Raw genomic sequence first — 19,500 nt, forward strand, 5'->3', positions numbered from 1 at the left:
CGACCCTTGTGGGAGCGGGCTTGCTCGCGAAGAGGCCATCACATTCAAAGCTGATGGCGACGGAAACACCGCTTTCGCGAGCAAGCCCGCTCCCACATGGATCCGGTTTCCACATTGGGAATTGAGTTTTCAGTTATTTCCCGCCACTACCCGCAACGCTCTCACCACCCCGCGTCAGGTAATAGGCACCCAGAATCGGCAGCATGGTCACCATCATCACCAGCATCGCCACGACGTTGGTCACCGGCACATCACGAGGCCGGCTGAGCTGGTTGAGCAGCCACAGCGGCAGGGTGCGTTCATGGCCGGCGGTGAAGGTGGTGACGATGATCTCGTCGAACGACAGCGCGAACGCCAACATGCCACCGGCCAGCAACGCCGAACCGAGATTCGGCAGGATGATGTAGCGGAACGTCTGCCAGCCGTCGGCGCCGAGGTCCATCGAGGCCTCGATCAAACTGTGCGAGGTACGACGCAAACGGGCGATGACGTTGTTGTAGACGATCACCACACAGAAGGTCGCGTGGCCGACGATGATGGTGAACATCCCAGGTTCAATGCCCAGTGTCTTGAAGGTCGCCAGCAGCGCGATCCCGGTGATGATCCCCGGCAGCGCGATGGGCAGGATCAGCATCAGCGAGATGCCTTGCTTGCCGAAGAAATCCCGGCGGTACAACGCTGCCGACGCCAGCGTGCCGAGGACCATGGCGATCAGCGTGGCAATCGAGGCAATCTGCAACGATAGCTTGATCGCTTCCAGTACGTCCGGCCGCGAGAACGCCACGCCGATCCACTTCAAGGTGAAGCCCTTGGGCGGAAAGCTGAACGCCGCGTCTTCGGTGTTGAAGGCGTAGAGGAAGATGATCAGGATCGGGAAGTGCAGGAAAACCAATCCGCCCCAGGCTGCGATTTTCAGGCCTATTGAGGCTTTCTCAGAGTGCATCGAAGGCCCCCAGTCGTTTGACGATGGACAGGTAGATGGCGATCAGCACGATCGGCACCAGCGTGAACGCGGCGGCCATTGGCATGTTGCCGATTGCTCCTTGCTGGGCATACACCATGCTGCCGACGAAGTAGCCCGGTGGGCCGACGAGTTGCGGCACGATGAAGTCGCCCAGGGTCAGCGAAAAGGTGAAGATGGAACCTGCGGCAATCCCCGGAATCGACAGCGGCAGAATCACTTGCATGAAGGTCTGGCGCGGCTTGGCACCGAGGTCGGCGGAGGCATGCAGCAGCGACGGCGGCAGGCGTTCCAGTGAGGCCTGGATCGGCAGGATCATGAACGGCAGCCAGATGTAGACGAACACCATGAAACGCCCCAGGTGCGAGGTCGACAAGGTGCTACCACCGACGCCCGGAATGCCCAGCACGAACTGCAAAACCGGCTCCAGCCCCAAGTGCTGGACGAACCACTGCGCCACGCCGCCCTTGGCCAACAGCAACGTCCAGGCATAGGCCTTGACGATGTAACTGGCCCACATCGGCATCATCACCGCGATGTAGAAAAACGCCTTGGTCTTGCCGGTGGTGTAGCGCGCCATGTAGTAGGCAATCGGGAACGCGACGATGGCGCTGGCGATCGACACGACGATGGCCATGCTCAGGGTGCGCAGGATGATGTCGAAGTTCGACGGCTGGAACAGCGCGGCGAAGTTCGCCAGGGTCAGGTCTGGCGTGACCGCCATGGTGAAGTCGTCGAAGGTGTAGAAACCTTGCCACAACAAGGTCAGCAGCGAGCCCAGGTAAATCGCGCCAAACCACAGCAGCGGCGGCACCAGCAGCATCGACAGGTACAGGTTCGGTCGGCGATACAACAGGTTGGAAAACCTGCGCAACGGCGAGCCGCCCGATGAGGTTGGAGAAATGGCCAAGGTGCTCATTTCACACCCCGCCGGCAACGGTGTCGTGCAACTGGACCATCGCTTCCCGCGCCCAGCGCGCGCTGAGGAGCTGCCCGGTCTGGTGTTGCGCGCTGCTGTCGATCCACTGATTGTTGGCCTGGCTGATGTTCAGGGTCTGGCCGTTTTCCAGCTTCAGTTCGTAGCGGGTGGCGCTGCCTTGATACTGGATGTCGTGCAGCAAGCCGCTGACTTCGATCTCGTGACTGGCCAGCGGCCCTTCGGCGAAACGCACGTGTTCCGGGCGAATCGAAAACGGCTGTGGATTGCCGCTCAACTGCTTGGCCAAATCACCGCGAATCACGTTGGACGTGCCGACGAATTCAGCGACGAAGGTGGTTGCGGGTTTCATGTACAGGTTGCGCGGGGTGTCGACCTGTTCGATGCGGCCCTTGTTGAACACGGCGACACGATCGGACATCGACAGCGCTTCGGTCTGGTCGTGGGTGACGAAAATGAAGGTGATGCCGAGTTGGCGTTGCAGCTTTTTCAGCTCGCCTTGCATTTGCTCGCGCAGTTTCAAGTCCAGCGCCCCAAGCGGTTCGTCGAGCAACAGCACGCGCGGGCGATTGACCAACGCACGGGCCAGGGCCACACGCTGGCGCTGACCGCCGGAAAGCTGCACCGGTTTTCGCTCGCCGTAGCCGCCGAGGGCGACCATGTCGAGGGCTTCTGCGGCGCGCTTGAGGCGTTCGGCCTTGCCGACGCCTTTGACCTTCAAACCATAGGCGACGTTGTCGCGAACGTTCATGTGCGGGAACAGCGCGTAATCCTGGAACACGGTGTTCACGTCACGCTGATACGGCGGAAGGCCGGCGGCCTCTTCGCCATGAATGCGGATGGAGCCTGCGCTCGGTTGTTCAAAACCGGCGATCAGGCGCAAACAGGTGGTTTTGCCCGAACCCGAAGGCCCCAGCATGGAGAAAAACTCGCCGTCCTGGATGTCGATGGAAACCCGGTCAACGGCTTTCACTTCGCCGAATTGACGGGAAACGTTGGTGAACTGGACTGCAAGCGTCATGGTGCGGTGCTCCAAAAAGGCGAGGGCCGTCGCAGCGGCCCTGCCTGGACTTCTGAAAAAGCAAAAACTTTTATCTGCTAGCCGAGTGCGGTAGCGGCGAGGACGGTGATCAAGTGTGGGAGCGGGCTTGCTCGCGAAAGCGGAGTGTCAGTCACCATCAGTATTTGCTGACAGGGCCCCTTCGCGAGCAAGCCCGCTCCCACATTGGTTCTGTGTCGCCCGCCAGGGCTTACCTACCGCCCATGATCGCGATGTAATCCTGGGTCCAGCGGCTGTACGGCACGAATTTGCCGCCTTCAGCCTGCGGGGTTTTCCAGAAGGCGATCTTGTCGAACTGGTCGAAACCGTTGGTCTTGCAGCCCTCGGCGCCAAGCAGTTCGCTCTCCTTGCACGCCGCTGGCACGGCTGGCAACGAACCAAACCACGCCGCTACGTCACCCTGGACTTTCGGTTGCAGCGACCAGTCCATCCACTTGTAGGCGCAGTTCGGGTGCTTGGCTTCGGCGTGCAACATGGTGGTGTCGGCCCACCCGGTGGCGCCTTCTTTCGGGATGGTCGAAGCGATCGGCTGCTTCTCGTTGATCAGGCCGTTGACCTGATACGGCCAAGCGCCGGACGCGACCACGCCTTCGTTCTTGAAGTCACTCATTTGCACGGTGGTGTCGTGCCAGTAACGGTGGATCAACGGCTGCTGCGCGCGCAGCAGATCAAGCACAGCCTTGTACTGCGCTTCGGTCAGTTCGTAGGGGTTCTGGATGCCCAGTTCCGGCTTGGCGGTTTTCAGGTACAGCGCCGCGTCGGCGATGTAGATCGGGCCGTCATAGGCCTGCACGCGCCCCTTGTTCGGCTTGCCGTCCGGCAGGCTCTCGGCATTGAACAACACGCCCCAACTGTCGGGAGCGGTCTTGAACACATTGGTGTTGTACATCAGCACGTTCGGGCCCCACTGATACGGGGTGCCGTAGGTCTGCTTGTTGACCACGTACCACGGCGCATCTTTCAGCCGCGGGTCGAGGTTTTTCCAGTTCGGGATCAGCGCCGTGTTGATCGGCTGCACACGCTTGCCGACGATCAGTCGCAGCGAAGCATCACCGGACGCGGTCACCAGGTCGTAACCGCCCTTGGCCATCAGGCTGACCATCTCATCGGAGGTGGCAGCGGTTTTCACGTTGACCTTGCAGCCGGTTTCTTTCTCGAAACCGGTCACCCAGTCATAAGCCTTGTCGCTTTCGCCACGTTCGATATAGCCGGGCCACGCCACGATATCCAGCTGACCTTCGCCGGCACCGACAGCCTTCAGCGGCTCGGCGGCCTGGATACTGGCACTGGCCAGCAGCGCGGTGGTGATTGCACTGAGCAGTGCGGTCTTGTGCACGAACATGGGAATTCCCTCTTCTTTAAATTATGGTCGGGGCAGTTGTGAACGTGGTGAAGCATGCCGTTAGCGGCTTGTTATTAGCGTAGTCAGAGATGTTGTCCGTGGCGCGCCATGATGTGCCGCACCACGCTGTAGTCCTGGAGCGAATCGCTGGAGAGGTCTTTGCCGTAACCCGAGCGCTTGAGGCCGCCGTGGGGCATTTCGCTGACCAGCATGAAATGGCTGTTGATCCAGGTGCAGCCGTACTGCAAGCGCGCCGCGACCTGCATCGCCTTGTCCAGGTTCTGGGTCCAGACCGACGACGCCAGGCCGTATTCCGAATCGTTGGCCCAGTCCACCGCTTGTTCCAGTTGATCGAAGCGGGTCACGGTGACCACTGGCCCGAACACTTCGCGCTGGACGATTTCATCGCTTTGTTTGCAACCGGCCAGCAACGTCGGCTGGTAATAGAAGCCGGCGCCGGAATGCACCGCGGCACCGGTCACCCGCTCAATGTGCGGCTGGCCGAGGGCGCGTTCGACGAAACTGGCCACGCGGTCGCGCTGGCGAGTGCTGATCAACGGGCCGATCTCGTTGTCGGCATCGCGCTTGCCGGCGAAGCGCAGGCTGCTGACGGCGGCGCCGAGCTCGGCCACCAAGCGGTCGTGAATTCCGGCTTGTGCATAAACCCGGCACGCGGCGGTGCAATCCTGCCCGGCGTTGTAATAGCCATAAGTGCGCACACCTTCGACGACTGCCTGGATGTCGGCATCGTTGCAGACGATCAGCGGGGCTTTGCCGCCGAGTTCGAGGTGGGTGCGCTTGAGGGTTTTGGCCGCGGCCTGAAGGATTTTCTGGCCAGTGACGATATCGCCGGTCAGCGACACCATGCGCACTTTAGGATGACTGACCAAATGGCTGCCGACGCCTTCACCGCCACCGCAGACAATGTTGATGACGCCGTGTGGCAGGATTTCGGCTAGCGCCGGGGCCAGAGCCAGGATCGACAGCGGCGTGTGTTCCGAAGGCTTGAACACCAGCGTATTGCCAGCGGCCAGGGCCGGGGCGATTTTCCACGCGGCCATCATGATCGGGTAGTTCCACGGCGCGATAGACGCTACGACACCGATAGGATCGCGCCGCACCATGCTGGTGTAGCCCGGCAGGTATTCACCGCTGAGCTGGCCGGTCTGGCAGCGCACGGCCCCGGCGAAGAAACGGAACACGTCTACCGTGGCGCTCAGGTCGTCTTGACGGGCCAGGTGCAGCGGCTTACCGCAGTTCAAGGATTCGAGGCGGGCGAGCAGGTCGGCGTTTTTTTCGATGGCGTTGGCGATGTCCAGCAACAGGTTCGAGCGCTGCTGCGGCGTGGTCCGCGACCAACCGGCGAAGGCGCGGTGGGCGGCGAGGATGGCGGCTTCGACTTGTTCGGTGCTGGCTTCGGCGATCTGCGTCAGGACTTCGCCGGTGGCCGGGTTGAGAATCGGCTCGACACAGCCTTGCCCTGCGACTAATTCACCATCGATCAACAACGCGGTGAACAACGGGGTCTGCGCACCAGCCATTTTTCGGGTTCTCTTTTCTTGTGTGGCCATGCTGCTCCCTCTGTCTCGGGCGCCGGCCGTCTTATATAGATGCAGCAAGACTAGTGCGCGGACCCGAGGTCGACAAATTCTAAATACTGAAGGTGGCGTTCGATTAAATAGATGGCTTGCGTCCGCCGTGGGGTTGTTCCCGCGCGACGGTGAGAAACGGGTCGACCAATGCCGGGCGCGCCGTGCCACGACGCCAGGCCAGGCCGACGTCGAGGGTCTGGCTGAGGTCGGCAATCGGCCGCGCTTCGATGATGTCGCCCTCGAGCGACCATGGGCGATAGGTCATGTCAGGCTGGATCGACACGCCCAATCCGGCAGCAACCAGGCTTCGCACCGCTTCGGTCGAGGCGGTGCGCAAGGTGATGCGCGGTTGCAGCGAGGCCGCCGTCCACATGCGCTGGGCGTTGCGGTCCATTTCATCGACGTTCAGCTGAATCAACGGCTCGCGGGCCACGTCGGCGAGGTTGATGCTGTCGTGTTCCAGCAACGGATGCTGGGCCGGCAGCCAGAGCCGGTGGGGCGAGTGAGTCAGCACTTCGGTTTGCAAGGCGTGACGGTCTTCGAGGTTGGAAAGGATCAGCACACCGACATCGATCTCGCCGCTGACCAGCAAATGCTCGATGTACGGGCGCTCGTCTTCCATCACGCGGATTTCGACGTTGGGATAAGCGCGCTGAAAGCGGGTGAGCAAATCCGCCAGGTAATAACCGGCCACCAGGCTGGTCACCCCGATGATCAACTGCCCGGCGACCTGATCGGTGCTTTGTTGCAGGCTGCGTTTGGCGTTGTCCACGGTGGCCAGAATCAAGTGGGCCTGGCGCAGAAACTGGTGACCCTGGTGGGTCAGGGTCATGCCCTTGGCGTGGCGGTTGAACAGGCTGACGCCGATCTCTTCTTCCAGTTGCTGGATCGCCAGGGTCAGGGTTGATTGGGAAATGAACGCGGTTTGCGCGGCGGCGGAGATTGAGCCGGTCTCGGCCACGGCGATGAAATGACGGATCTGACGCAAGGTCATCATGGAGGAATACCCAGTGGGCGGTTTTTATAGATGGGTTCGAGTGTATATCCATTTTTACGAAAGGTACGTTGCCTTGGAGCAACATCTGGAAGCACTCTCGCTGGCCGGGTTACGGCACTTTCGATCTAGGCTGGTGGCCTCAAGGTTCGGTTAAACCTTTTAAGTGGAGGCGAAAAATGAACACCCGTGGATTGCTCGATCAACTCCTCAAGTCGGGCCAGGACATGTTGCAGAACAAGGCCGGCGGGACGCAGAACAAGGCGTCCGGGGGAGCTCTGGGCGGGTTGCTCGGCGGTAACGGCGGCTCGGGCGGCATCGGCAGCCTGCTTTCCGGCGCAGGCGGTGGTGCCTTGGCGGCCGGTGCGATGGGCCTGCTGCTGGGCAGCAAGAAGGCACGCAAGGTTGGCGGCAAGGTCGCGGTCTATGGCGGCCTGGCCGCTTTGGGCGTGATTGCCTATAAAGCCTATGGCAACTGGCAGGCGCAGCAGGGCAGCGCGCCGAAGACCGAACCACAAACCCTCGACCGCTTGCCGGCGGCGCAAGTCGAGCAGCACAGCCAGGCGATTCTCAAGGCGCTGGTGGCGGCAGCCAAGGCTGACGGGCACATCGACGAGCGCGAGCGCGAACTGATCGAGGGCGAATTCACCAAGCTCGACAACGATCAGGAGCTGCAACACTGGCTGCACGCCGAACTCAACAAACCGCTGGACCCCAGCGACGTCGCCCGCGCCGCCAGCACCCCGGAAATGGCTGCCGAGATGTACATCGCCAGTGTGATGCTGGTCGATGAGGAGAGCTTCATGGAGAAGTCCTACCTCGATGAACTGGCACGCCAGCTCAAGCTGGAGCCGGGTTTAAAGGCGGAATTGGAGAAGCAGGTGCGACAGGCCTCTCTGTAAACCCTGAAAAGATCGCAGCCTGCGGCAGCTCCTACATTGGATCGTTTTCCACTTGTAGGAGCTGCCGCAGGCTGCGGTCTTTTTGTCTTTCAAGCAGTACTCAATTTCTCAATGACCATTCCACGGCCCCTTTCTACCGAATCACCCCTAACACTCATCCCCCCAATTAACGGAAAGTCCCAACCCAGAGCCCATCCCGGCTTTTTTCGGCGGGATGAGAAGTGGTGCGCAACCGTCTTATAAATGAAACAGCGCCCTCGGCTATACTCCCCGCATTTCGAAGTGCCCCCGAGGACTGACTGTGAAGAACTGGACGTTGCGCCAACGCATTTTGGCGAGCTTTGCGGTAATTATCGCCATCATGTTGTTGATGGTGGTCGTCTCGTATTCCCGGCTGTTGAAGATCGAAAGCAGCGAAGCCAGTGTGCGTGACGACGCGCTGCCAGGGTTGTATTACAGCTCGATGATTCGTGGCGCGTGGTCCGACAGCTATCTGCGCATTCAGGCCATGCTCGGTCTGGAGGAAGGGCAGGGCTTCAAAGCCGAGGACGCCGAAAATTTCAGGGCATACGCCGCGCGGCTGAAAGAACAGATGGACCTCTACCGTGGGACGATTGCGGACGAAGAGGACAAGGTCGAGTACGCCGCATTCGAAAAAATCCACGAGGACTACCACCGAATTCTGGCCGCAGTGATCGAGTTGCATAAACGCAATCAGAACGCTGAAGCCATCAGCCTGTTCAACGGTGAACTGACACCGGCCTGGACAGCGGGCCGAATGAAGATCAATGACATCCTGCGTCACAACAAATCGGTGGCAGACAACGATATTGCAGCCATCGACGATGCAGTCGTCACGGCGAAAGTCATCATGGGCATTTCCCTGCTGGTGGCAGTGCTGGCCGCCGCTCTCTGTGGCTTGCTGCTGATGCGCGCCATCATGGCGCCGATGAACCGCATCGTGAGAATCCTCGAAATCATGCGCACGGGCGACCTCAGCAGTCGTTTGAATCTGGAGCGCAAGGACGAATTCGGCGCAGTGGAAACCGGCTTCAACGACATGATGACCGAGCTGACCTCGCTGGTGTCCCAGGCGCAGCGCTCTTCGGTGCAGGTCACCACGTCGGTCACCGAAATCGCCGCCACCTCCAAGCAGCAGCAGGCCACCGCCACCGAAACCGCCGCCACCACCACTGAAATCGGCGCGACTTCCCGTGAAATCGCTGCGACGTCCCGTGATCTGGTGCGCACCATGACCGAAGTGTCCACCGCTGCCGATCAGGCCTCGGTGGCCGCCGGTTCCGGCCAGCAAGGCCTGGCACGCATGGAAGAAACCATGCACTCGGTGATGGGCGCGGCTGATCTGGTCAACGCCAAACTGGCGATCCTCAACGAGAAGGCCGGCAACATTAACCAAGTGGTGGTGACCATCGTCAAGGTCGCCGACCAGACCAACCTGTTGTCGCTCAACGCCGCCATCGAGGCCGAGAAGGCCGGTGAATACGGCCGCGGTTTCGCTGTGGTTGCCACCGAAGTACGGCGTCTGGCGGATCAGACGGCTGTCGCGACCTACGACATCGAGCAGATGGTGCGCGAGATTCAATCGGCGGTGTCGGCCGGTGTGATGGGCATGGACAAGTTCTCCGAAGAAGTGCGTCGCGGCATGTCCGAAGTGCAGCAGGTGGGTGAGCAACTGTCGCAAATCATCCATCAGGTGCAGGCGCTGGCGCCGCGGGTGTTGATGGTCAACGAAGGCATGCAGGCCCAGGCCACCGGTGCCGAACAGATCAACCACGCGCTAGTGCAATTGGGCGATGCCAGCAGCCAGACCGTCGAATCCCTGCGCCAGGCCAGTTTTGCCATCGACGAACTGAGCCAGGTGGCCGTCGGGCTGCGCAGCGGCGTTTCGCGATTCAAAGTCTGATGAGCGAACTCACGGCCAAACGCTCTGCCGTGAAGCAGGCGTCGCACGCATTGTTCCTGGTGTTTCGCGTCGGCAGCGAGCGCTATGCCTTGCAGGCCATCGAAGTGGTGGAAGTGTTGCCGCGTCTGCCATTGAAACCCATTGCCCACGCGCCGCACTGGGTTGCCGGAGTGTTCGCCTATCGCGGCGCGGTGGTGCCGGTGATCGACCTCAGCGCGTTGACCTTTGGGACGCCAGCGCAAGCGCGCACCAGCACGCGGCTGGTGTTGGTGAATTACCGACCGGATGAAAGCGCACAGGCGCAACTGCTCGGGCTGATTCTGGAACAGGCCACGGACACGTTGCGTTGCAATTCAGCGGATTTTCAGCCGTATGGACTGGATAATCGCCAGGCACCGTACCTGGGACCTGTGCGCGAAGATGCGCACGGACTGCTGCAATGGGTGAGAGTCGCCGATCTGTTGGATGAGCCAGTGCGTGCGCTGTTGTTTCCGACGCCACCGCTGGACCTGACGCTGCTTGAGGAACGGCCATGAGCAGCGATCAGCGGTTTTTCGACTTCCTCAAGGAACGCATCGGCCTCGACGTCACCTCTGTCGGCCCGGCGATCATCGAGCGTGCGGTGCGTCAACGCAGCGCGGCGTCCCAGGCGCAGTCGGCTGACGAATACTGGCGCACCTTGCAGAGTTCAAGCGACGAACAGCAGGCGCTGATCGAAGCGGTGATCGTCCCCGAGACCTGGTTTTTCCGTTACCCGGAATCTTTCGCCACCTTGGCGAAACTGGCGAGCAAACGGTTGGCCGAGATCAACAACATGCGCGCCCTGCGGATCCTCAGCCTGCCGTGCTCCACCGGCGAAGAGCCGTACTCGATCGCCATGGCGCTGCTGGATGCCGGGTTCAAACCGCACCAGTTCAAGGTCGAAGGCATGGACGTCAGCCCGTTGTCGGTGGAAAAAGCCCGACGCGCGTTGTACGGCAAGAACTCCTTTCGCGGGCAGGACATCGCGTATCGCGACCGTTACTTCACGTCTGAGCATGATGGTTACCACCTCAGCGCACAGGTGCTGGATCAAGTGCGTCTGCAAGTCGGCAATCTGCTCGATCCGGCCTTGCTCGCCAACGAACCACCCTATGATTTCGTGTTCTGCCGCAATCTGTTGATCTACTTCGACCTGCCGACGCAAAAACAGGTGTTCGAAGTGCTCAAGCGCCTGACCCATGTCGATGGCGTGCTGTTTATCGGTCCTGCCGAGGGCAGCTTGCTGGGGCGATTGGGCATGCGCTCGATCGGCATCCCGCAGTCCTTTGCCTTCAGCCGCCAAAGCGCTGCGGAACCGGAGCCGTTTCCGATATTCGTTCCTGCACCCTTGCCGGTGCCGCAACCGGTGCGCAGCGTCGTGGCGCCGCCGGCCATCAGGCGCCCGTTCGCCAGCGTTGCCCGGTCCGCGCAACCTGCGAAACCGGGCAACGCCGATGCCGCCACGCTGCTGGCGAACATCGCCGCGCTGGCCAATGAAGGCAAAAGTGCCGAGGCTCGCGCTGCGTGCGACAGTTATCTGCGCAGCCACGAGCCGGTGGCCCAGGTGTTTTACTGGCTCGGTTTGCTGAGTGATGTCGCCGGCAGTGTCCTGGAGGCGCAGGGTTTTTACCGCAAGGCGTTGTACCTCGAACCGCAACATCCCGACGCTTTGATGCACCTGGCGGCCTTGCTGCAATCCCAGGGCGATACCGTCGGAGCCAGACGATTGCAGGACCGCGCCGCCCGCAGTGAGCGCGCCGCTGACAGTGAGCGTAAACGATGATCGCCTCCGACACCTTTAGCGTCACCCGTGAAGATGCCCAAGCCATCGACGATTGCTGGAACCGCATCGGTATCCACGGCGACAAGTCCTGTCCGCTACTGATCGAGCATATTCATTGCCGCAATTGCGCGGTGTACTCGGCTGCCGCGACGCGCCTGCTGGACCGTTATGCGTTGCAAACGGAAGATCGCGAGCAAGTTTCCGGCACGCTGCAAAGCGAGGTCAAAACCCGCTCGCTGCTGATGTTTCGCCTTGGCGAAGAATGGCTCGGCCTGGCCACCCGCAGTCTGGTGGAAGTGGCGCCGCTGCAAGCCATTCATTCGTTGCCGCACCAGCGTTCCCGGGCCTTGCTCGGCGTGGCGAATGTGCGCGGAGCTTTGGTGGCGTGTCTGTCGCTGGTGGAATTGCTGGGGCTTGATGCTGCAGGCAACGTGGTATCGGGCGCGCGGGTCATGCCGCGCATGCTGATCATCGCCGCCCACGGCGGCCCAGTGGTGGTGCCGGTGGACGAAGTGGACGGGATTCATGCCATCGACGAACGCATCCTCGATGCGGCGTCGCAATCAGGCACTCAGGCCAGTGCCAAGTACACCCGTGGCGTGTTGCAATTCAAGGGTCGCAGCCTGCGTTGGCTGGATGAAGAACAGCTGTTGTCCGCCGTGACCCGGAGCCTTACATGACCCCCGAGCAAATGCGCGACGCCTCTTTGCTGGAATTGTTCAGCCTGGAAGCCGAAGCCCAGACCCAGGTGCTGAGCGCAGGTCTGTTGGCGCTGGAGCGCGACCCGACCCAGGCCGATCAACTTGAATCGTGCATGCGCGCGGCGCACTCGCTTAAAGGCGCGGCGCGGATCGTCGGTGTCGACGCCGGGGTCAGCGTGGCGCATGTCATGGAGGATTGCCTGGTCAGTGCTCAGGAAGGGCGGCTGTATCTGCGCGCCGAGCATATTGATGCATTGCTGCAAGGCACTGATCTGCTGATGCGCATTGCCACACCGAACAACGCGCCGGTGCCAGTGGATATCGAGGCCTATGTCGCCTTGATGGCGCGGTTGCTCGACCCGGCGGCCGCTGCGATTCCCGTCATGGTTTCTGCTGCGCCCGTGATGGCGGAGCTCCAACTCGAAGCACCGGCGGCGAAGGTTGAAGCCCCTGAACCGATCATCGAAGCCGCGCCTGCCGCGTCTCAAAAAACCAAGCGCACCACCGAAAACGGCGAGCGCGTGCTGCGAGTCACGGCCGAGCGACTGAACAGCCTGCTCGACCTGTCGAGCAAATCCCTGGTGGAAACCCTGCGGCTCAAACCGCACCTGGCCACGATGCAGCGCCTCAAGCGCATGCAGAACAACGGCCTGCGAGCGTTGGAAAACCTCAATGTCCATCTCAAGGACCATGCCCTGAGCCTTGAAGCCCAGGAAGCCCTGGAAGATGCCCGTCGACTGCTGGCCGAATCCCAGCAGTTGCTGATAGAAAAAAATGCTGAGCTGGATGAGTTCGCCTGGCAGGCCAGCCAGCGTGCACAGGTGTTGTACGACACGGCACTGGCCTGTCGCATGCGCCCATTCGCCGATGTGTTGACCGGTCAGGTGCGCATGGTTCGCGATTTGGGTCGCAGTCTCGGCAAGCAGGTGCGGCTGGAGTTCGAAGGCGAGAAAACCCAGGTCGACCGCGATGTGCTGGAGAAGCTCGAAGCGCCACTGACGCACCTGCTGCGCAATGCCGTGGATCACGGGATCGAAACCCCGGAGCAACGGTTGTTGGCGGGTAAACCGGAGGAAGGCTTGATCCGCCTGCGCGCCTCCCATCAGGCCGGGTTGCTGGTGCTGGAACTCAGTGATGACGGCAATGGCGTCGATCTGGAGAAGGTCCGGCGAAGCATCATCGAACGCCAGTTGTCCCCGGCCGAAACCGCCGCCCAGTTGAGCGAAGAGGAACTGCTGACGTTCCTGTTCCTGCCGGGTTTCAGTCTGCGCGACACCGTCACCGAAGTGTCCGGACGCGGCGTCGGCCTGGACGCGGTGCAGCACATGGTCCGCCAGTTGCGCGGCGCGGTGGTGCTGGAGCAGACGGCGGGCGAGGGCAGCCGCTTCCATCTTGAAGTGCCGTTGACCCTGTCGGTGGTGCGCAGTCTGGTGGTGGAAGTCGGCGACGAAGCCTATGCCTTCCCGCTGGCGCACATCGAACGCATGTGCGATCTGGAACCGGCGGACATCGTGCAGGTCGAGGGTCGGCAGCACTTCTGGCATGAAGGCCGGCACGTTGGGCTGGTGGCGGCGAGTCAATTGCTGCAACGCCCGGCGAGCCAGGGCAGTCAGCAAACCCTCAAAGTTGTGGTCATCCGCGAGCGCGATACGATTTATGGCGTGGCGGTCGAGCGTTTCATCGGCGAGCGCACGCTGGTCGTGTTGCCGCTGGATGAGCGTCTGGGCAAGGTCCAGGACATCTCCGCCGGGGCCTTGCTCGACGACGGTTCGGTGGTGTTGATCGTCGACGTCGAAGACATGCTGCGATCGGTGGACAAACTGCTCAATACCGGGCGTCTGGAGCGTATCGCACGCCACAGCAACCAGGCGGCCGAAGCAGCGCGCAAAAGGATTCTGGTGGTCGACGATTCCCTGACCGTGCGCGAACTGCAACGCAAGCTGCTGCTCAATCGTGGCTACGACGTGGCCGTGGCGGTCGACGGCATGGACGGCTGGAACGCCCTGCGTTCGGAGGATTTCGATCTGCTGATTACCGACATTGATATGCCGCGCATGGACGGCATCGAACTGGTGTCTTTGTTGCGCCGGGACAACCGCCTGCAATCGCTGCCGGTGATGGTGGTGTCCTACAAGGATCGTGAAGAGGACCGTCGTCGTGGACTGGACGCCGGAGCCGACTATTATCTAGCCAAAGCCAGTTTTCATGACGATGCCCTGCTCGATGCAGTGGTTGAGCTCATAGGAGGAGCGCGGGCATGAAAATCGCCATCGTCAACGACATGCCCATGGCCGTGGAAGCCTTGCGCCGGGCCTTGGCTTTCGAGCCGGCGCATCAGGTGATCTGGGTCGCGGGCAATGGCAAGGAAGCGGTGCAGAAGTGTGCCGAGCAGACACCTGACCTGATCCTGATGGACCTGATCATGCCGGTCATGGACGGTGTGGAAGCCACTCGACGGATCATGGCCGAAACGCCGTGCGCCATCGTCATTGTCACGGTCGATCGCCAGCAAAACGTGCACCGGGTATTCGAAGCCATGGGCCACGGCGCCCTCGACGTGGTCGATACCCCGGCCCTCGGCGCCGGCAACGCCCAGGAAGCGGCGGCGCCGTTGCTGCGCAAAATCATGAACATCGGCTGGCTGATCGGCGACAAGGGCAATCGCGAACGATTGGCTCCGAGTCCGGCGCGCAGTTCCGGTTCACGCCAGAGCCTGATCGCCATCGGCTCATCCGCAGGCGGGCCGGCGGCGCTGGAAGTCCTGCTCAAAGGGCTGCCTCGCAACTTTTCCCCGGCCATCGTGCTGGTGCAGCACGTTGACCAGGTGTTTGCCGCCGGCATGGCCGAATGGCTCGGCAGCGCCAGCGGACTCAATGTGCGCCTGGCTCAGGAAGGCGAACCACCGCAAAGCGGCACCGTCCTGCTGGCCGGCACCAATCACCATATTCGCTTGTTGAAAAACGGCACGCTGGCTTACACCGCCGAACCGGTCAACGAAATCTATCGGCCCTCGATCGATGTTTTTTTCGAAAGCGTGGCCAATTACTGGAATGGCGACGCGGTCGGTGTATTGCTCACCGGCATGGGGCGTGATGGTGCGCAGGGGCTTAAACTCATGCGTCGGCAGGGCTACCTGACCATCGCACAAGACCAAAACAGCAGTGCGGTGTATGGCATGCCGAAGGCGGCCGCGGCCATCGATGCCGCCGTGGAAATACGCCCGCTGGACAAGATAGCGCCACGATTGCTGGAGATTTTTCCAAAATGACTACTTTTAGCGGCAATCCTGGCCCAGGCAGTATTCAGGTGAAAGCACATGAATGAATTACAGCTCGACGACTTCAAGACTGACGAAAATGCCGCCATGGTGTTGTTGGTCGACGATCAGGCGATGATCGGCGAGGCGGTGCGACGCGGGTTGTCGAACGAAGAAAACATCGACTTCCATTTCTGCGCCGACCCGCACCAGGCCATTGCCCATGCGGTGCGCATCAAGCCAACGGTGATCTTGCAGGATCTGGTCATGCCCGGCCTTGACGGCCTGAGCCTGGTGCGCGAATACCGCAATCACCCGGCGACCAAGGACATTCCGATTATCGTCCTGTCGACCAAGGAAGACCCGCTGATCAAGAGCGCGGCGTTCGCGGCCGGGGCCAACGATTATCTGGTCAAACTGCCGGACAATATCGAACTGGTTGCGCGCATTCGCTATCACTCGCGCTCCTACATGACGCTATTGCAGCGAGATGCGGCGTACCGCGCGCTGCGTGTCAGCCAGCAACAGTTGCTCGACACCAACCTGGTGCTGCAACGGCTGATGAACTCCGACGGCTTGACCGGGCTGTCGAACCGCCGGCATTTCGACGAGTACATGGAACTTGAGTGGCGCCGCGCGCTGCGTGAGCAAAGTCAGTTGTCGTTACTGATGATCGACGTGGACTACTTCAAGACCTACAACGACTCCTTCGGTCACCTCGAAGGCGACGAAGCCCTGCGCAAGGTCGCTGCGGCAATCCGCGAAGCCAGTGCCCGGCCTTCCGACCTGCCCGCCCGTTACGGCGGCGAAGAATTCGCCCTGGTACTGCCCAACACCTCCCAGGGCGGTGCGCGACTGATGGCCGAAAAACTGCGCATGACCGTGGAAGCCTTGAAGATCCCGCACATTTCCCCGGCGGAGGGCGCGAGCCTGACCATCAGCATCGGCCTGTCGACCATCACCCCGCAAACGGGCAGCAATTGCCGCGAACTGATCTCGGCGGCGGACAAGGGGCTGTATCTGGCGAAGAACAATGGGCGAAATCAGGTGGGTATTGGCTGATCTGCAATTTCTACCAGGCGACGCAGAACCTGTGGGAGCCGAGCTTGCTCGCGATGAGGGCCTGACAAGCGATACTTTCATCGACTGACATACCGTCATCGCGGGCAAGCCCGGCTCCCACAGGTTTCGCATCGTTGCAAAGATCGCCTGCAAACCTGCCTTTTCAGCCAAGCGGACTGCCGTTTCAAGCTGTTTGCCGTTATACTCGCCGGCTTTCAAAAGTTCGCCAACGAGTGCTGCCCGCCATGGAAATCAACCCGATCCTTAACACCATCAAGGACCTGTCCGAGCGCTCCGAAACTATTCGGGGGTATCTTTGACTACGATCAAAAGCATGAGCGTCTGACTGAAGTCAATCGCGAGCTTGAAGATCCGAGTGTCTGGAACAAACCTGAATACGCCCAGGAGCTGGGCCGCGAGCGCTCTGCGCTGGCGCAGATCGTCGATACCCTCGATGAGCTGAATACCGGTCTGGCCGATTGCCGCGACCTGCTGGACATGGCCGTCGAAGAAAACGACGAAGGCGCAGTGAGCGATGTCGTCGCTGAGCTGGCCCGTCTCGAGGAAAATCTGGCCAAGCTGGAATTCCGTCGCATGTTCAGCCACGAAATGGACCCGAACAACGCGTACCTGGACATCCAGGCCGGTTCCGGCGGCACCGAAGCCCAGGACTGGGCCAACATCCTGTTGCGCATGTACCTGCGCTGGGCTGACAAACGCGGTTTCGACGCGACCATCATGGAACTGTCGGCCGGTGAAGTCGCCGGGATCAAGGGCGCCACCGTGCACATCAAGGGCGAATACGCCTTTGGCTGGCTGCGTACCGAGATCGGCGTGCACCGTCTGGTGCGCAAGAGCCCGTTCGACTCCGGCAACCGTCGCCACACCTCTTTCTCGGCGGTGTTCGTTTCCCCCGAGATCGATGACAAGGTGGAGATCGAGATCAACCCGGCAGACCTGCGGATCGACACCTATCGTTCCTCCGGTGCCGGTGGTCAGCACGTAAACACCACCGACTCGGCCGTACGTATCACCCACGTACCGACCAACACCGTGGTCAGCTGCCAGAACGAACGTTCCCAGCACGCCAACAAGGACACCGCCATGAAAATGCTGCGGGCCAAGTTGTACGAGCAGGAAATGCAGAAACGCAACGCCGCGTCCCAGGCGCTGGAAGACACCAAGTCCGATATCGGCTGGGGTCACCAGATCCGTTCCTACGTACTCGATGCCTCGCGCATCAAGGACCTGCGGACCAACATCGAACGCAGCGACTGCGACAAGGTGCTCGACGGCGATATCGACGAATACCTGGAAGCCAGCCTGAAGTCCGGGCTGTAAAAGACGCAATACAGGATCGGCTGATTCAGCTCGATCCCTGTAGGAGCCAGCCATGCTGGCGATCCCCGGGCCGCAGGGCCCGGGGGCAACGAACCTGATGGAATATTTAAAGACATGAGCGACCTAGAACTCGACCCGCAAGCCCTGCAACAGGAAGAAAACTCCCTGATCGCCCTGCGCAAGGAAAAGCTTGCTGCCGAGCGCGCCAAGGGCAATGCCTTCCCGAACGACTTCCGCCGCGAAAACTACTGCGAGCAACTGCAGAAACAGTACGCGGACAAGACCAAGGAAGAGCTGGCAGAGGCTGCGATCCCGGTCAAGGTTGCCGGTCGCATCATGCTCAACCGTGGCTCGTTCATGGTGATCCAGGACATGACCGGTCGCATCCAGGTCTACGTCAACCGCAAGACCCTGTCCGAAGAAACCCTGGCCGCGGTGAAAACCTGGGACATGGGCGACATCATTGCCGCCGAAGGCACCCTGGCCCGTTCCGGCAAGGGCGACCTGTACGTCGAAATGACCAACGTGCGCCTGCTGACCAAATCCCTGCGCCCGCTGCCGGACAAGCACCACGGCCTGACCGACACCGAACAGCGCTACCGTCAGCGCTACGTTGACCTGATCGTCAACGAAGACGTGCGCCAGACGTTCCGCGTGCGTTCGCAAGTCATCGCCCACATCCGCAGCTTCCTGATGAAGCGTGACTTCCTGGAAGTGGAAACGCCGATGCTGCAAACCATCCCGGGCGGCGCGGCAGCCAAGCCGTTCGAAACCCACCACAACGCATTGGACATGGGCATGTTCCTGCGTATCGCGCCGGAGCTGTACCTCAAGCGCCTTGTTGTTGGCGGGTTCGAGAAAGTGTTCGAGATCAACCGCAACTTCCGTAACGAAGGCGTTTCGACTCGTCACAACCCTGAATTCACCATGTTGGAGTTCTACCAGGCTTACGCCGACTACGAAGACAACATGGACCTGACCGAAGAACTGTTCCGCGAACTGGCTCAGCTGGTTCTGGGCAGCACCGACGTGCCGTACGGCGACAAGGTGTTCCACTTCGGCGAGCCGTTCGTGCGTCTGTCGGTGTTCGACTCGATCCTCAAGTACAACCCTGAGTTGACCGCTGACGATCTGAACGACATCGACAAGGCTCGCGCCATCGCCAAGAAGGCCGGCGCCAAAGTGCTGGGCTTCGAAGGCCTGGGCAAGCTGCAAGTGATGATTTTCGAAGAGCTGGTCGAGCACAAGCTGGAGCAGCCGCACTTCATCACCCAGTACCCGTTCGAAGTGTCGCCGCTGGCCCGTCGAAACGACGACAACCCGAACGTCACCGACCGCTTCGAGCTGTTCATCGGTGGTCGTGAAATCGCCAACGCCTACTCCGAGTTGAACGACGCGGAAGACCAGGCCGAACGTTTCATGGCGCAGGTGGCCGACAAGGACGCCGGCGACGACGAAGCCATGCACTACGACGCCGACTTCGTTCGCGCGCTGGAGTACGGCATGCCGCCAACGGCGGGTGAAGGCATCGGCATCGACCGTCTGGTGATGTTGCTGACCAACTCACCGTCGATCCGCGACGTGATTCTGTTCCCGCACATGCGGCCGCAAGCGTAAGTGTTTC

16 protein-coding genes are annotated in these 19,500 nt (G+C 61.1%); 10 read left to right on the plus strand and 6 right to left on the minus strand.

The genetic code is table 11. The features are described 5' to 3' along the window. Positions 1–133: 133 nt before the first annotated feature. The 6 genes from V6Z53_RS07925 to V6Z53_RS07950 all read right to left on the minus strand — a co-directional run bounded on the left by V6Z53_RS07925 (position 134) and on the right by V6Z53_RS07950 (position 6,889). Entirely contained in the window at positions 134–943 is an 810-nt protein-coding gene (locus V6Z53_RS07925; protein WP_338584981.1) for an ABC transporter permease, read from the minus strand. After that, positions 933–1,880, minus strand: coding sequence for an ABC transporter permease (locus V6Z53_RS07930; protein WP_338584982.1), 948 nt, complete (start codon positions 1,878–1,880; stop codon positions 933–935). Before V6Z53_RS07930 ends, V6Z53_RS07925 begins: the two co-directional genes overlap by 11 nt. 1 nt (position 1,881) lies before the next feature. Beyond that, positions 1,882–2,919, minus strand: a complete 1,038-nt coding sequence (locus V6Z53_RS07935) for an ABC transporter ATP-binding protein (RefSeq protein WP_338584983.1) — start codon at positions 2,917–2,919, stop codon at positions 1,882–1,884. Between the two features lie 229 nt (positions 2,920–3,148). Next, entirely contained in the window at positions 3,149–4,300 is a 1,152-nt protein-coding gene (ydcS, locus tag V6Z53_RS07940) for a putative ABC transporter substrate-binding protein YdcS (RefSeq protein WP_338584984.1), read from the minus strand. Between the two features lie 83 nt (positions 4,301–4,383). Further along, positions 4,384–5,841 carry a gamma-aminobutyraldehyde dehydrogenase gene (locus V6Z53_RS07945; protein ID WP_338586462.1) on the minus strand — a complete coding sequence of 486 codons (1,458 nt, stop codon included), beginning with the start codon at positions 5,839–5,841 and terminating at the stop codon, positions 4,384–4,386. A 133-nt stretch (positions 5,842–5,974) separates the two neighbouring features. Next, a complete protein-coding gene (locus tag V6Z53_RS07950) occupies positions 5,975–6,889 on the minus strand; it encodes a LysR family transcriptional regulator (RefSeq protein ID WP_338584985.1) in 915 nt (304 codons plus the stop codon). Positions 6,890–7,065: 176 nt separating this feature from the next. Between V6Z53_RS07950 and V6Z53_RS07955 the strand changes: the two genes are divergently transcribed. The 10 genes from V6Z53_RS07955 (at position 7,066) to lysS (ending at position 19,493) form a co-directional block, all read left to right on the plus strand. Beyond that, the gene (locus tag V6Z53_RS07955) at positions 7,066–7,788 is read left to right on the plus strand and encodes a tellurite resistance TerB family protein (protein ID WP_338584986.1); all 723 of its coding nucleotides are present in this window, start codon (positions 7,066–7,068) and stop codon (positions 7,786–7,788) included. Positions 7,789–8,089: 301 nt separating this feature from the next. Next, on the plus strand, positions 8,090–9,712 hold the full coding sequence (locus V6Z53_RS07960; protein WP_338584987.1) for a methyl-accepting chemotaxis protein: 1,623 nt from the start codon (positions 8,090–8,092) through the stop codon (positions 9,710–9,712). Then, on the plus strand, positions 9,712–10,248 hold the full coding sequence (locus tag V6Z53_RS07965; RefSeq protein ID WP_338584988.1) for a chemotaxis protein CheW: 537 nt from the start codon (positions 9,712–9,714) through the stop codon (positions 10,246–10,248). The genes V6Z53_RS07960 and V6Z53_RS07965 overlap by 1 nt, the downstream gene beginning before the upstream one ends. Further along, positions 10,245–11,516, plus strand: a complete 1,272-nt coding sequence (locus V6Z53_RS07970; RefSeq protein WP_338584989.1) for a CheR family methyltransferase — start codon at positions 10,245–10,247, stop codon at positions 11,514–11,516. Before V6Z53_RS07965 ends, V6Z53_RS07970 begins: the two co-directional genes overlap by 4 nt. Then, complete coding sequence (locus V6Z53_RS07975) at positions 11,513–12,196, plus strand: chemotaxis protein CheW (RefSeq protein WP_338584990.1); 684 nt, start codon at positions 11,513–11,515, stop codon at positions 12,194–12,196. Before V6Z53_RS07970 ends, V6Z53_RS07975 begins: the two co-directional genes overlap by 4 nt. Continuing rightward, on the plus strand, positions 12,193–14,478 hold the full coding sequence (locus V6Z53_RS07980) for a hybrid sensor histidine kinase/response regulator (protein ID WP_338584991.1): 2,286 nt from the start codon (positions 12,193–12,195) through the stop codon (positions 14,476–14,478). Before V6Z53_RS07975 ends, V6Z53_RS07980 begins: the two co-directional genes overlap by 4 nt. Next, positions 14,475–15,485, plus strand: a complete 1,011-nt coding sequence (locus V6Z53_RS07985; RefSeq protein ID WP_338584992.1) for a chemotaxis response regulator protein-glutamate methylesterase — start codon at positions 14,475–14,477, stop codon at positions 15,483–15,485. Before V6Z53_RS07980 ends, V6Z53_RS07985 begins: the two co-directional genes overlap by 4 nt. A 48-nt stretch (positions 15,486–15,533) precedes the next feature. After that, on the plus strand, positions 15,534–16,535 hold the full coding sequence (locus V6Z53_RS07990) for a PleD family two-component system response regulator (protein WP_338584993.1): 1,002 nt from the start codon (positions 15,534–15,536) through the stop codon (positions 16,533–16,535). A 245-nt stretch (positions 16,536–16,780) separates the two neighbouring features. Beyond that, positions 16,781–17,876 (plus strand): peptide chain release factor 2 gene (prfB, locus tag V6Z53_RS07995; protein ID WP_338584994.1). Its coding sequence is split into 2 segments (ribosomal slippage): positions 16,781–16,852 and positions 16,854–17,876, totalling 1,095 coding nucleotides; the frame shifts between segments, so codons are not numbered across the junction. Positions 17,877–17,990: 114 nt separating this feature from the next. Beyond that, positions 17,991–19,493, plus strand: coding sequence for a lysine--tRNA ligase (gene lysS, locus V6Z53_RS08000; protein WP_008051377.1), 1,503 nt, complete (start codon positions 17,991–17,993; stop codon positions 19,491–19,493). Positions 19,494–19,500: the final 7 nt, after the last annotated feature.

The sequence above is a fragment of the Pseudomonas sp. MAG733B genome (genome assembly GCF_036884845.1).
Classification (GTDB): Bacteria; Pseudomonadota; Gammaproteobacteria; order Pseudomonadales; family Pseudomonadaceae; genus Aquipseudomonas.

Coding starts and splice junctions, on each gene's coding strand:
- V6Z53_RS07975 (WP_338584990.1), top strand. CDS start 11,513: ATGATCGCCTCCGACACCTTTAGCGTCACCCGTGAAGATGCCCAAGCC.
- ydcS (WP_338584984.1), bottom strand. CDS start 4,300: ATGTTCGTGCACAAGACCGCACTGCTCAGTGCAATCACCACCGCGCTG.
- V6Z53_RS07930 (WP_338584982.1), bottom strand. CDS start 1,880: ATGAGCACCTTGGCCATTTCTCCAACCTCATCGGGCGGCTCGCCGTTG.
- V6Z53_RS07965 (WP_338584988.1), top strand. CDS start 9,712: ATGAGCGAACTCACGGCCAAACGCTCTGCCGTGAAGCAGGCGTCGCAC.
- V6Z53_RS07980 (WP_338584991.1), top strand. CDS start 12,193: ATGACCCCCGAGCAAATGCGCGACGCCTCTTTGCTGGAATTGTTCAGC.
- V6Z53_RS07970 (WP_338584989.1), top strand. CDS start 10,245: ATGAGCAGCGATCAGCGGTTTTTCGACTTCCTCAAGGAACGCATCGGC.
- V6Z53_RS07985 (WP_338584992.1), top strand. CDS start 14,475: ATGAAAATCGCCATCGTCAACGACATGCCCATGGCCGTGGAAGCCTTG.
- V6Z53_RS07945 (WP_338586462.1), bottom strand. CDS start 5,841: ATGGCTGGTGCGCAGACCCCGTTGTTCACCGCGTTGTTGATCGATGGT.
- V6Z53_RS07955 (WP_338584986.1), top strand. CDS start 7,066: ATGAACACCCGTGGATTGCTCGATCAACTCCTCAAGTCGGGCCAGGAC.
- V6Z53_RS07935 (WP_338584983.1), bottom strand. CDS start 2,919: ATGACGCTTGCAGTCCAGTTCACCAACGTTTCCCGTCAATTCGGCGAA.
- lysS (WP_008051377.1), top strand. CDS start 17,991: ATGAGCGACCTAGAACTCGACCCGCAAGCCCTGCAACAGGAAGAAAAC.
- V6Z53_RS07925 (WP_338584981.1), bottom strand. CDS start 943: ATGCACTCTGAGAAAGCCTCAATAGGCCTGAAAATCGCAGCCTGGGGC.
- V6Z53_RS07990 (WP_338584993.1), top strand. CDS start 15,534: ATGAATGAATTACAGCTCGACGACTTCAAGACTGACGAAAATGCCGCC.
- V6Z53_RS07950 (WP_338584985.1), bottom strand. CDS start 6,889: ATGATGACCTTGCGTCAGATCCGTCATTTCATCGCCGTGGCCGAGACC.